Consider the following 13327-nt stretch of genomic DNA (forward strand, 5'->3'; position numbering starts at 1 on the left):
CGCGGTCGCGGCGGTCGCGGCGCGACGCAGGGCGCCTTCGGTCGCGGCGGCAAGCCGGCCCGCTCCCGCAAGTCGAAGCGCGCGAAGCGCCAGGAGTGGGAGCAGCAGCAGGCTCCCGCACCGGGCGGCGTCTCGCTGCCCCGCGGCAACGGCGAGACCATCCGCATGCGCCGCGGCGCCTCGCTGTCCGATTTCGCCGATCGCATCGACGTGAACCCCGCCTCGCTGATCACGGTGCTCTTCGCGATGGGCGAGATGGCCACGGCCACCCAGTCGCTGGACGAGGACACCTTCGAGCTGCTCGGCAACGAGCTCGGCTACAAGATCGAGATCGTCTCCCCCGAGGACGAGGAGCGCGAGCTGCTCGAGCAGTTCGACATCGATCTCGATGCGGAGCTCGCCGAGGAGGACGAGGCGGACCGCATGCCGCGGCCCCCGGTCGTCACCGTCATGGGTCACGTCGACCACGGCAAGACCCGCCTGCTGGACACCATCCGCAAGGCGAAGGTCGGTGCGGGCGAGGCCGGCGGCATCACCCAGCACATCGGTGCGTACCAGGTCGACGTCGAGCACGAGGGCGCCGAGCGCCAGCTCACCTTCATCGACACCCCGGGCCACGAGGCGTTCACCGCGATGCGTGCCCGTGGCGCGGACGTCACCGACATCGCGATCCTCGTGGTCGCGGCGGACGACGGCGTGATGCCCCAGACGATCGAGGCGCTGAACCACGCCCAGGCGGCGAACGTGCCGATCGTGGTCGCGGTCAACAAGATCGACAAGCCCGAGGCGAACCCGGAGAAGATCCGGCAGCAGCTGACCGAGTACAACCTGATCGCCGAGGAGTACGGCGGCGAGACGATGTTCGTCGACGTCTCCGCCCGCGAGAACCTGCACATCGACGACCTGCTGGAGGCGGTGCTGCTCACCGCGGACGCCGCCCTCGAGCTCTCGGCGAATCCCGACAAGGACGCGCGCGGCGTGGCCATCGAGGCGAACCTGGACAAGGGACGCGGCCCGGTCGCCACCGTGCTGGTCCAGCAGGGCACCCTGCGGGTCGGCGACGCGATCGTGTGCGGCATCGGCCACGGCCGAGTGCGCGCCATGCTCGACGAGAACGGCGAGAACGTCACCGAGGCGGGTCCGTCCCGCCCGGTGCAGGTCCTCGGCCTCACCTCGGTGCCCGGCGCCGGTGACTCCTTCCTGGTCGCCCAGGACGAGCGCACCGCCCGTCAGATCGCCGAGAAGCGGGAGGCCGCCAAGCGCGCCGCCTCGCTCTCCAAGGCCCGCAAGCGCATCTCGCTCGAGGACCTCAACAAGCACGTCGCCGACGGCAAGATCGAGACCCTCAACCTCATCCTCAAGGGCGACGCGGCCGGTGCCGTCGAGGCCCTGGAGGAGTCGCTGCTGGGCATCGATGTCGGCGAGGGCGTGGACCTGCGGATCATCGACCGCGGCGTCGGCGCGATCACGATGAACAACATCAACCTCGCCGTCGCCTCGGACGCGGTCATCATCGGCTACAACGTTCGGGCCGAGGGCCTGAACGCGGAGTACGCCGACCGCGAGGGTGTGGAGATCAAGTACTACTCGGTTATCTACAACGCCATCGACGAGGTCGAGCAGGCCCTCAAGGGCATGCTCAAGCCGGAGTACGAGGAGGTCGAGCTCGGCTCGGCGGAGATCCGCGAGATCTTCCGCTCCTCCAAGTTCGGCAACATCGCCGGCTCGATCGTGCGCGGCGGCCTCATCAAGCGCGGCGCCAAGGCGCGCATCACCCGCGGCGGCAAGGTCATCGCGGAGAACATCGAGATCGCCGGTCTGCGACGCTTCAAGGACGATGTCACCGAGGTCCGCGAGGGCTACGAGTGCGGCATCAACCTGGGGTCCTTCAACGACCTCCAGCTCGAGGACCTCATCACCACCTACGAGATGCAGGAGAAGCCCCGCAGCTGATCCTGCGACGGCCGGGCACCCCTTCGCCGGAGTGCCCGGCCGCGCCGGCGGGGGAGGAGACCACGATGAGCGAGGTGTCCCTCCTGCTCCGCGCCCCCTCGGCCAATCGCGTCTACGCGCGGGCCGCGGGGGCGCTCTCGCGCGCCGAGGCGCACTGGGTGCTCGGCGCCCATCTCGGCGCGGTTCCCTCTCTGCGGGACCGAGAGATCGGGGGGATGGCGGGGCTCGAGGTGCGCGGCGCGACGGGCGGGTCGCGCACCGAGGCGCTGCTGGCGATGCTCTCGGGCACCCTCGGCGTGCTCGACGTGCAGCAGGAGGACCCCCAGGACCCTGACCGGCCGCTGCTGCGCCCCCGGCCCCTGCCCGCCGTGCTGCGCCACCCCTCCGACCTCGAGACCACCCTGCGCTACACCGGCAAGACCAACGAGCAGTTCACCGCCCTGCTGGTGAACCTCGCCGCGGCCCTGTCCGCCCGCCGCGCAGGGATCCTCGACGGGACCCTCGACCTGCTCGATCCGCTGTGCGGGCGCGGCACCACGCTGAACCGGGCGCTGCGCCTCGGGCTCAGCCCCGTCGGCGCGGAGATCGACCGCAAGGACGTGGAGGCCTACCGGGCGTTCCTCGGCACCTGGCTGCGCACCCACCGCTTCAAGCACACCCTGGAGACCACGCGGCTCACCGTGCACGGCGAGCAGCTGGGCAGCCGGACCGAGGCGGAGCTCGCCCCCGACAAGCAGACCCTGCGCGCCGGCGGAGGGCAGCGCCTGACCCTGCTCGGCTGCGACACCACCCGACTGGGCGAGGTGCTGCCCGGCGGCTCCGTCGACGCGCTGGTCGGGGACCTGCCCTACGGCGTCCAGCACGGCTCCCGCGCGGGCGGCGCCTGGCAGCGCTCCCCGCTCGAGGTGCTGCGCGAGGCGGCGCCCGGATGGCGCTCGCTGCTGCGCGACGGCGCCGGGATCGCGCTCGCGGTCAACCGCCGCACCCTCGACCACGCCGAGGCGAGCGCGGTGCTCGCAGGCGCCGGGCTGCGCGTGCTCAGCGTCGACGGCGCCTTCCGCCACCGCGTCGACCAGTCCATCGACCGTGACATCCTGCTCGCGGTCCCCTTCGACCATCCCCGCGCCGAGGAGCTCGCCGCTCTCGGCGCCGACCAGGAGGATCCCATCCCATGAACGACAACCCCCGCGCCCTCAAGCTCGCCGACCGCATCAAGGTCATCGTCGCCACCATGCTCGACACCCGGGTCAAGGACCCGCGGCTCGGCTTCGTGACCATCACCGACGTGCGCGTCAGCGGCGACCTCCAGCACGCCACCGTCTTCTACACCGTCTTCGGCACCGACGAGGAGCGCGAGGGCACCGCCGCCGCGCTGCACAGCGCCACCGGCATGCTCCGTCGCGAGGTCGGCCGACAGACCGGCGTGCGCCTGACCCCCACCCTCGAGTTCATCGCCGATGCGGTGCCCGAGAACGCGCGCGTCATCGAGGACCTCCTCAGCGAGGCCCGCGGCCGCGACGCGGAGCTCGCCCGCTCCAAGGAGGGCGCCGCCTACGCCGGCGAGGCCGATCCCTACCGCAAGCCCCGCGACGAGGAGGACGAGGACCTCGACGACGAGGACCTCGACGTCGAAGATCTGGACGACGACGAGGGCACCTCCCCGGGGCGCGAGCGGGCGTGACCTCCGCACCCCACGGCATCCTGCTCGTCGACAAGGCCGAGGACCGCACCAGCCACGACGTGGTCGCCCGCGTGCGCTGGCTGCTGGGGACCAAGAAGGTCGGCCACGCCGGCACCCTCGATCCGATGGCCACCGGCCTGCTCGTGCTGGGCGTCGGGCAGGGCACCCGGCTGCTCACCCATCTCGTCGGCCTGGACAAGACCTACCTCGCCACGATCCGGCTGGGCAGCGCCACCACGACCGACGACCGCGAGGGCGAGCCGCTGGGCGAGCGGGTCGATGCCACCGGGATCGAGGACGCCCGTCTCGAGGAGGCCCTCGACGGGCTCCGCGGCGACATCCAGCAGGTCCCCTCGACGGTCAGCGCGATCAAGGTCGACGGGAAGCGCGCCTACGCCCGCGCCCGCGCGGGGGAGGACGTCCAGCTCGCCGCCCGGCCCGTGCGCGTGCCGCGCTTCGAGATCCTCTCCCGCACCGAGCGGGACGGGCACCTCGACCTCGAGGCCGTGGTCGACTGCTCCTCGGGCACCTACGTCCGCGCCCTCGCCCGCGACCTCGGCGCCGCCCTCGGCGTCGGCGGGCACCTCACCGCGCTGCGCCGCACCGCCGTCGGCCCCTTCGCTGTCGAGGACGGGGTGCACGTCCCCGCCCGCGGCGAGGGCGACGACGTGGACCTGCCCCTGCACGGGCTCGGAGAGATCGCCGCGCGCGTGCTGCCGGTCCTGGACGTCTCGGAGGACGAGGCCGCGGCGCTCGGGACGGGGAAGCGGATCCGCTCCGCGCAGGAGCTGCGAGCGCCCTCCCGGCCCCATCCCGCGCACGCCGGCCCGGAGGCCGCCCCGGTCGCGGCCCTCGATACGGCCGGCCGCCTGGTGGCCGTCCTGCAGCGCGAGGGACGGGACTGGCACCCCCGGCTCGTCGTGCCCGAGGACGCCCGCCGCTGAGCCTCCCGCGCAGCCCGCGGGCAGGACCGCCGCACCGGGGCTCGCACGGAGAGAGGGCCCCTCCTGTTCCCGGGAGGGGCCCTCTCTCACTGCCGTGCGGGGGAGCGGGGACCGCTCAGCGGTGCACCACCGTCTTGGTGCCCATGCTGGCCCAGTCGTACAGCCACTTCGCATCGGAGACCGGCAGGTTGATGCAGCCGTGCGAGCCGGAGTACCCGAAGGAGGAGCGCCACGGTGCGCCGTGGAACCCGTACCCGTGGTGGAAGTACTGCACCCAGGGGACGTCCGGGGTGTAGTAGTACTTCGGATGGCCCTCGGGGTAGTACGCCGCGTTGGTCATGTCCTGACGGTCGTAGCGCAGGTAGATCTCGTAGGTGCCGGTGGGGGTCTCGTTGCCCTCCTTGCCGTCGACCATCGAGCGCGGGCCCCAGACGGGGGTGTCGCCCACGTAGGCGGTGACCGTCTTGTTGGTGAGGTCGACGTCGATCCACTTCTCGCCGGTCGGCTCGGCGGCGGGCTCCTCGTCCTTCGACTCCTCGTCCTTCTTCTCGTCGTCCGAGGACTTCTCCTCGTCCTTCTCCTCTTCGTCCTTCGGCGCGTCGACCTTGTCGACCTCGGCCTCGAGCTTCTTGGTCTCGAAGGCGGCCTCCAGGGGAGTGGTGCCCTTCAGCGCGGTGATCAGCTCGTCGGCGACGGCGTCGGTGTTGGTGATCTCCAGGCCGTCCTTCTTCTCGGAGACCACCTTGACGACCTCGCCGGCCTCGTCCACCTGCTCGATGCCGTTCTCCGGCTCGACGGCGTCCTTGTCGGCGCGGGTGGCGACCCACTCGCGCACCGCGTCCTCGTCCACCGCGATGGTGAGGTTCTCGCCGGACTCGTCCGGGGCCACGGAGATCCAGTCGCTGCGGCGCTCGGCGGAGACCTCATGGGTCTCACCGTCGGCGCCGGAGATCGACATGGGCTGCTCGAGCAGCGAGGAGATCGTGCCGACGACCTCCTCGGCCTCCTCGGTGGTGATCGCGGGGGCGATCTCCTCGATCGGCTGCTCCACGGAGAAGCTCTCGAGGGCGGGCGCCTTGGTCTTCACGGCCTCGACGAGGGTCTGCGGGTCCACGCCCTGGCCGTTGCGGCCGGGCTCGACGTTCCAGGCCTGCGCCTCCTCGTCGTAGACGACCTGCGCATCGAGAGGGGTGGTCATGTCCTCGGGGACCAGGCCCTTCGCGAACTCGGCCACAGCGGCCTCGTCCACCTCGACGACCGGCTCGACGCTGTGCTCGCCGGACCAGGTCGAGGAGATGACCGCGGGCAGGGAGTCGTCGCGCTCGAGCGCCGCGGCGGCGGTCGCGGCGGAGTCGACGCTCACACCGAGGTCCGCCAGCGGCACCTCGAGCTGCTGATCCCCGGCGGTCACCGAGACCTTCACGGACTCGCCGTGCTCGGTCACCAGGGCGGCGATCTCCTCGGGGCTCTTCCCGGAGACGTCCTGGCCGAGCACCATGGTGCCCGGCAGCGCGCGGCCCTCGAACTGCTTGGCGTAGGCCAGCGCCCCGCCGGTGAGGATCACGGCGAGGACGGCGAGGATCGCCACGAGGATCAGCGCGACCCGGCGACGGCTGCGGCCACCCGGGGCCGTATCGGTCACGTTCGTCATGGATCCAGATCCGTTCTCGGCGGCCGTCGTGTCCGCCCTCGGCTCGCGCCGCAGGGCACAGGGGTCCCTCCCCGGCGCCGCCTTCCGTCCGAGAGTAACGGAGCGTCCCGCGTACTACCACGATGTCCGGTCCGAGGTTCGTCACAGCTCTGCAACAGCCGAGGTCCAGGTCGCACTCGGGCAGGTGGCCCGGAGCACGCCCCGGGGTGTCGGTGCCGTGGCGACGTCGGATGGCCCCGGCCTGCGAGCGTTACAGTGTCCTCCGGCGAACCCGCCGTCGCAGCCCGCCCGCCGGCGCGGCGGAGCACGGGTGCGCGGACCGCACCCGGCATCGGAAGGACCTGAGCGCGTCGTGACCCGCCTCCCCATCTGGCACTCCGCCCTGGAGGTGCCCGCCGATCTCGGCGAGACCGCGGTCTCGATCGGGAACTACGACGGCGTCCACCGGGGGCACCGCTTCGTGCTGGACCAGTTGCGCCGCCACGCCGAGGCGCGCTCCCTGAGCCCCGTCGCCCTCACCTTCTGGCCGCATCCGCGCCATGTCATGGGCTCGCCCGAGGCGACGCCGCTGCTGACCGGGCACGAGGACCGAGACCGCCTGCTCCTGCTCGCCGGCCTGCACGGCGTGCTCGACCTCGAGTTCACGCTCGACTTCGCCCAGCACTCCCCGGAGGAGTTCGTGCGGATCTTCCTGGTAGAGGGGCTGCGTGCGAAGTGCGTGGTGCTGGGCGAGGACGCCCTGTTCGGCCGGGCGAACGCGGGGAACATCGACACCATGCGCGAGCTGGGGGAGAAGTACGGCTTCGAGGTCGTCACCGCCCCGGACCTCGGCCCTGAGGGAGCGGGCACCGGCCGGATCTCCTCCTCGGGGATCCGTCGCGACCTCCTCGCCGGCGACGTGCGCGCCGCGAACGAGGCGCTGGGCAGGCTGCACACCGTCACCGACGAGATCCACCACGGCTTCCGCCGCGGGCGCGAGCTCGGCTTCCCCACGGCGAACCTGGGCCCGCGGCCGCAGGGCCTGATCCCCGCCGACGGCGTCTACGCCGGCTATGCGACGGTCACCGCCCAGGACCCCGCGCACGCGGGCGACGAGCCGCTGGCCGGCGCCCCGGCGACGATCTCCATCGGCACCAACCCCACCTTCGAGGCCGACGGCGCGCCCCGCCGCACCGTCGAGGCGTACGTGCTGGGCGACCACGACCTCCACCTCTACGGCGACACCGTGCGCCTGGAGTTCGTCGAGTTCCAGCGCCCCACGCTGAAGTTCGATTCGATCGACGCGCTCGTGGAGCAGATGGCCGAGGACGTCGAGGTGACCCGCCGCACTCTCGAGGCGGAGCGCTCCCGGAGCGACCTGGGCTCCTGATATCCTTCCCGAGCCGTCATATCGGCCGCGGAGAGCGATCCCGCCCCCAGCCAATGCACACCCGCAAGGGTGAGGTGCGCCCGGGGGCCGCTCGTCGGAAGAGCCCGGGGCAGAAGGCCCCGGCGCGCCGCGCAACGACCTGAGGAGAACCAGTATGGCCTTCGATTCCGCCACCAAGCAGGCGATCATCTCGGAGTATGCGACCGGCGAGGGCGACACCGGTTCGCCCGAGGTCCAGATCGCGCTGCTCACCCACCGCATCACTTACCTGACCGAGCACCTCAAGACCCACAAGCACGATCACCACACGCGCCGGGGTCTGATGCTGCTGGTCGGTCAGCGCAAGCGCCTCCTGAAGTACCTCCAGGAGAACGACATCGAGCGTTACCGTGCGCTGATCAAGCGCCTCGGCATCCGCCGTTGATCCCCTCCGCCGCTCGCCCCCAGGGCGGGCGGCGGTGTCGTATGTCCGCCCCCGACCAGGTTCGGTCCTCGGCAGTGGCCTGCGGATCGGGCGACCGGAGACCCCGGTCCCGCCCGGGCCCCGCGGGTGACTGACGAAGGCCGCACCGGCAGGGGCACCCCTCAACCAAGGAGATCCCCCATGGCCATGGAAGGCCCTGACATCACCGCCACCACCGCCGTCATCGACAACGGCGCCTACGGCCGTCGCGAGATCCGCTTCGAGACCGGCCGCCTCGCCCAGCAGGCCGCCGGCGCCGTGTCCGTCTACCTCGACGACGACACCATGGTGTTCTCGGCGACCGCCGTGTCGAACAAGCCGAAGGAGCACTTCGACTTCTTCCCCCTCACCATCGACGTCGAGGAGCGGATGTACGCCGCGGGCCGCATCCCCGGCTCGTTCTTCCGTCGCGAGGGCCGCCCCGGCACCGACGCGATCCTCGCCGCCCGCCTCACCGACCGCCCGCTGCGCCCCGCCTTCGTCAAGGGCCTGCGCAACGAGGTCCAGGTCGTGCTGACCGTCATGGCCTGCAACCCCGAGGACGCCTACGACGTCGTCGGCATCAACGGCGCCTCCGCCTCCACCCAGATCTCCGGTCTGCCCTTCTCGGGCCCGATCGGCGGCGTGCGCATCGCGCTCATGCCCGACGCGCAGGGCGGCGGCCAGTGGGTCGCGTTCCCGACGTTCGCGCAGCTGGACGAGGCCGTCTTCTCGATGGTCGTCGCCGGTCGCATCGTCGAGGACGATGTGGCGATCATGATGGTCGAGGCCGAGGCCACCGACAACTCCTGGACGCTCATCAAGGAGCAGGGCGCGATCGCCCCGACGGAGTCCGTCGTCGCCGAGGGGCTCGAGGCCGCCAAGGTCTTCATCCGCAGCCTGTGCGTGGCGCAGCAGGAGCTCGCCGCGAAGGCCGCGAAGCCCGTGCGCGAGTTCCCGCTCTTCCTGGACTACCAGGAGGACGCCTACGGCATCGTCGAGGCCGCCGCGGCCGAGCGCCTGGCCGAGGTCATGTCCATCGCCGCGAAGACCGAGCGCGAGGAGCGCACCGAGCAGCTGCTCGGCGAGGTCACTGCCGAGCTCGCCGCCGAGGGCGCGCAGCTCGAGGGCCGCGAGTCCGAGGTCTCCGGCGCCTTCCGCGCGCTGACCAAGCAGGTCGTGCGCAAGAAGGTCCTCACCGAGGGCGTCCGCATCGACGGCCGCGGCCTGCGCGACATCCGCGCTCTCTCCGCCGAGGTCGAGGTGCTCCCGCGCGTGCACGGCTCGGCGCTGTTCCAGCGCGGCGAGACCCAGATCCTGGGCGTCTCCACGCTGAACATGCTCAAGATGGAGCAGCAGATCGACTCCCTCGGGCCCGTCGACCGCAAGCGCTACATCCACCACTACAACTTCCCGCCGTACTCCACCGGCGAGACCGGCCGCGTCGGCTCCCCGAAGCGCCGCGAGGTGGGCCACGGCATGCTCGCCGAGCGCGCCATCGTGCCGGTGCTGCCCAGCCGCGAGGAGTTCCCCTATGCGATCCGTCAGGTGTCCGAGGCCCTCGGCTCCAACGGCTCGACCTCGATGGGGTCCGTCTGCGCCTCGACCCTCTCGCTGCTGAACGCCGGCGTGCCGCTGCGCGCCCCGGTCGCCGGCATCGCGATGGGACTGATCTCCGACACTGTGGACGGCGAGACCCGCTACGCGGCCCTCACCGACATCCTCGGGGCCGAGGACGCCTTCGGCGACATGGACTTCAAGGTCGCCGGCACCTCGGAGTTCGTCACCGCCATCCAGCTGGACACCAAGCTCGACGGCCTGCCCGCCTCGGTGCTCACCGGCGCCCTCTCGCAGGCCCACGAGGCGCGCCTGGCGATCCTCTCGGTGCTGGGCGAGGCGATCGACGCGCCCGACGAGTTGAGCCCGCACGCCCCGCGCGTGCTCGCGGTGACCATCCCGGTCGACAAGATCGGCGCGGTCATCGGCCCGAAGGGCCAGATGATCAACCAGATCCAGGACGACACCGGCGCCGACATCACCATCGAGGACGACGGCACCGTCTACATCGGCGCGACCGACGGCCCCTCGGCCGAGGCGGCCCGCTCCGCGGTCAACGCCATCGCCAACCCGATGGTCCCCGAGGTCGGCGAGCGCTACCTCGGCACCGTCGTGCGCGTGGTCGACTTCGGCGCCTTCGTCTCGCTCACCCCGGGCAAGGACGGCCTGCTCCACGTCACCCAGCTGCGCAAGCTCAACGGCGGCAAGCGGGTCGAGAACGTCGAGGATGTCGCCAAGGTCGGCCAGAAGATCGAGGTGGAGATCCGCGAGATCGATGCCCGCGGCAAGATCTCCCTCGCCGTGATCGAGGACGAGGCCGAGTCTGCCGAGGCTGTCGAGTCGCAGGAATCGGTCGCCGCCGAGGAGATTACCGCCGAGTGATCCTCGTGCAGTGATCCGTCCGCCCGCCCGCAGGGGCCGGCGACAGCAGGAGGGGAGGCGCCCGAACCCGGGCGCCTCCCCTCCGTGCACTCCGGTCGCCGTGACGAACGGCTCGGCGACCTCCCACCCGCCCCGTGGAACAATCGAGCGATGCCTTCCGACCTCCTCTACGACGATCCTGCCTCCGACGTCATCCTCGACGCCGCGACCGGCGTGCGGCGCAGCATCCTGCCCGGCGGGGTGCGGCTGCTCACCCAGACCGACCGCAGCGTGCGCAGCGCGAGCATCGGGCTGTGGCTGCCCGTCGGCTCCCGCGACGAGGCCCCCGCCCATGCGGGATCGACCCATGTGCTCGAGCACCTGCTGTTCAAGGGCACCCGGCGCCGCAGCGCGATGGACATCGCCACCGCCTTCGACGAGGTGGGCGGCGACTCCAACGCCGTCACCGCCAAGGAGCACACCCTCTACTACGGTCGGGTGCGCTCGGCCGACGTGCCGATGGCCGTGGACGTCCTCACCGACATGATCACCGCCTCCGTCCTCGAGCAGGACGCCCTGGCCACCGAGCGCGAGGTCATCCTCGAGGAGCTCGCCATGGCGGAGGACGACCCCAACGACGTCGGCTACGAGACCTTCCTCGCCCAGGTGCTGGGCCCCGACACGGCGCTCGGCCGTCCCGTCGGCGGCACCGCCGCGAGCGTCGAGGCGCTCACCATCGAGGACGTCCGCGCCCACTACCGCGAGCACTACCGGCCGGACAACCTCGTGGTCACCGCCGTCGGCGACATCGACCACGACGAGCTGGCCGGCCTCCTGGCCGCGGGCCTGCGCCGCGGCGGCTGGAGCCTGGAGGAGGGGGCGCTGCCCTCCCGCGGGCGGCGCGCCGCGACCGCCGTGCCGAGCACGGGGATCACCACCGACATCGCCGCGCTCGCCCCGCACCGTCTCGCCCGCCCCACCGAGCAGAACCACATCTACCTCGGCGGGCAGGGCCTCACCGCGCTCAGCGAGGACCGCCACACTCTCTCGGTGCTGATGTCCGTGCTCGGCGGCGGCATGTCCTCGCGCCTGTTCCAGTCCGTCCGCGAGGAGCGGGGGCTGGCCTACACCGTCTACTCCTTCAGCGCCGGCTACCGCGATGCGGGACTGTTCGGCATGTACGCCGCCTGCCGTCCCGGCCGCACGGGCCAGGTCGTCGAGCTGCTGGCCGAGGAGCTCGGCCGCATGGGCGAGGCGGGTATCGAGGAGCTCGAGCTGACCCGGGCGAAGGGCCAGATCACCGGCTCCTTCGCGCTCGGCCTCGAGGACACCAGCTCCCGGATGGGCCGACTCGGCACCATCGAGCTGGTCCACGCCCGCTACACCAGCGTCGACGAGACCCTCGCCCGCATCGGGGAGGTCGACGTCGCCGATGTGCGGGACCTCGCCGCGCGTCTGTCCCGCTCGTACAGCACCCGGGTCGAGGTCGGCCCCGAGCGCTGACCCCGCCTCGCGGACCCTCCCCGTCCCCGTCCCTCCCTGCACCGCCACGACCCCAGGAGCCGCCATGACCCCCGCTTCCGCCCAGACCCCGTCGTCCGCACACCCCACCCGCGTCGCCGTGCTCGGCGCCGCCGGCCGCATGGGCGCCGCCGCCTGCCGCGCCGTCGAGGACGCCGACGACCTCGAGCTCGTCGCCCGGATCGGCCGTGGCGACGACCTGAACGCCGTGGCCGAGGCCGGGGCCGAGGTCGCGATCGACCTCACCGTCCCCTCCGCCACCGCCGACAACGTCGCCTGGCTGATCGACCACGGCATCCACGCCGTGGTCGGCACCACCGGCTGGAGCGAGGAGTCGCTCGAGGCGCTGCGGGAGCGGCTCGCGGGCGCCGAGGGCGTGGGCGTGCTGATCGCCCCGAACTTCGCGATCGGCGCCGTGCTCGCAATGCGCTTCGCCGAGGTCGCCGCGCGCTACTACGACAGCGCCGAGATCATCGAGATGCACCACGAGAACAAGCTCGACGCCCCCTCCGGCCCCGCCCGCCACACCGCCGCCGCGATCGCCCGCGGCCGGGCCGCGGCGGGTCTCGGCCCGGTCCCGGACGCCACCGAGAAGGACCCGGACGGCGCCCGCGGCGCGGTCGTCGACGGCATCCACGTCCACGCGGTGCGCCAGCGGGGCCTCGTCGCCCACGAGGTCGTGCAGTTCGGCGGGGTGGGAGAGCAGTTCGTGCTGCGCCACGACTCCTTCGATCGCATCAGCTTCATGCCCGGCGTGCTGCTGGGCGTGCGCGAGGTCGCCTCGCACCCGGGCCTCACCGTGGGCCTGGACGGCTACATGGACCTCGGCTGAGGCCCGGGACGGGGACCGGGATGCGAGAGAAGCTGATGGTCGCAGGGCTCCTTCTGGTCACTGCGGCCTATGCGTGGGGCCTGGGCTGGATCGCCTGGGGCTTCGTGCGCGCCGGGGGAGGGCTCGGGTACGGGCTGGCCATCGGCATCGTGGTGCTGCTGGTGCTGACCGTGTGGGTGACCTGGCGCGAGGTGCTCTTCGGCATGGCCGCCGGCGACCTCTCCGCCCGGTACGAGCCCCCGGCCGGCGCCGAGGCGGAGGACCCCCGGGCCGAGTTCGAGGCCGCGCGCACCGCGGTCCAGGGCGGCGGCGAGGGGGAGTGGAGCGCCTGGTTCCGCCTCGCCCTGGCCTACGACGCGCTGCGCGACCGCAAGGGGGCGCGCATGGCGACCCGTCGCGCGATCGAGGCCGCCCGCAGCTGACCCGTCGGGCGTCCTCGCGCCGGAAGCCCGGGCGAGCGTGATGGCGAGCGGTGCGCCGAGCGGCGCGACGAGCAGGCCCCCGGGCTCAGGCCCA

11 protein-coding genes are annotated in these 13327 nt (G+C 72.3%); 10 read left to right on the plus strand and 1 reads right to left on the minus strand.

The genetic code is table 11. The annotated features are described in order from the left end of the window. The 4 genes from infB to truB all read left to right on the plus strand — a co-directional run. The coding region (infB, locus tag HMPREF3159_RS01750; protein ID WP_070499385.1) for a translation initiation factor IF-2 at positions 1-1953 on the plus strand (1953 nt) is incomplete at its 5' end. A 65-nt stretch (positions 1954-2018) separates the two neighbouring features. Next, positions 2019-3128, plus strand: a complete 1110-nt coding sequence (locus tag HMPREF3159_RS01755) for a TRM11 family SAM-dependent methyltransferase (protein WP_070499387.1) — start codon at positions 2019-2021, stop codon at positions 3126-3128. Then, on the plus strand, positions 3125-3634 hold the full coding sequence (gene rbfA, locus HMPREF3159_RS01760; protein ID WP_070499389.1) for a 30S ribosome-binding factor RbfA: 510 nt from the start codon (positions 3125-3127) through the stop codon (positions 3632-3634). The genes HMPREF3159_RS01755 and rbfA overlap by 4 nt, the downstream gene beginning before the upstream one ends. Beyond that, positions 3631-4578: a tRNA pseudouridine(55) synthase TruB gene (gene truB, locus HMPREF3159_RS01765; protein ID WP_070499391.1), complete on the plus strand. Its 948-nt coding sequence runs from the start codon at positions 3631-3633 to the stop codon at positions 4576-4578. The genes rbfA and truB overlap by 4 nt, the downstream gene beginning before the upstream one ends. Positions 4579-4693: 115 nt before the next feature. Here the strand turns inward: truB and HMPREF3159_RS01770 are convergent, their stop codons facing one another. Beyond that, entirely contained in the window at positions 4694-6229 is a 1536-nt protein-coding gene (locus tag HMPREF3159_RS01770) for a L,D-transpeptidase family protein (RefSeq protein ID WP_070499393.1), read from the minus strand. A gap of 352 nt (positions 6230-6581) precedes the next feature. Here HMPREF3159_RS01770 and HMPREF3159_RS01775 point away from each other — a divergent pair, with 352 nt between their 5' ends. From HMPREF3159_RS01775 to HMPREF3159_RS01800, 6 genes are all read left to right on the plus strand, one after another. Then, the gene (locus HMPREF3159_RS01775) at positions 6582-7598 is read left to right on the plus strand and encodes a bifunctional riboflavin kinase/FAD synthetase (RefSeq protein ID WP_070499394.1); all 1017 of its coding nucleotides are present in this window, start codon (positions 6582-6584) and stop codon (positions 7596-7598) included. 154 nt (positions 7599-7752) lie between these two features. After that, positions 7753-8022 carry a 30S ribosomal protein S15 gene (gene rpsO / locus HMPREF3159_RS01780; protein WP_070499396.1) on the plus strand — a complete coding sequence of 90 codons (270 nt, stop codon included), beginning with the start codon at positions 7753-7755 and terminating at the stop codon, positions 8020-8022. Positions 8023-8208: 186 nt separating this feature from the next. Further along, on the plus strand, positions 8209-10479 hold the full coding sequence (locus HMPREF3159_RS01785; protein ID WP_070499404.1) for a polyribonucleotide nucleotidyltransferase: 2271 nt from the start codon (positions 8209-8211) through the stop codon (positions 10477-10479). Positions 10480-10629: 150 nt separating this feature from the next. Further along, complete coding sequence (locus HMPREF3159_RS01790; RefSeq protein WP_070499398.1) at positions 10630-11961, plus strand: M16 family metallopeptidase; 1332 nt, start codon at positions 10630-10632, stop codon at positions 11959-11961. Between the two features lie 64 nt (positions 11962-12025). Next, positions 12026-12811, plus strand: coding sequence for a 4-hydroxy-tetrahydrodipicolinate reductase (gene dapB, locus HMPREF3159_RS01795; protein ID WP_070499400.1), 786 nt, complete (start codon positions 12026-12028; stop codon positions 12809-12811). Between the two features lie 20 nt (positions 12812-12831). After that, positions 12832-13233, plus strand: coding sequence for a hypothetical protein (locus HMPREF3159_RS01800; protein WP_070499402.1), 402 nt, complete (start codon positions 12832-12834; stop codon positions 13231-13233). Positions 13234-13327 lie beyond the last annotated feature (94 nt).

This window comes from Brachybacterium sp. HMSC06H03, from assembly GCF_001807385.1.
Lineage (GTDB): Bacteria > Actinomycetota > Actinomycetes > Actinomycetales > Dermabacteraceae > Brachybacterium > Brachybacterium conglomeratum.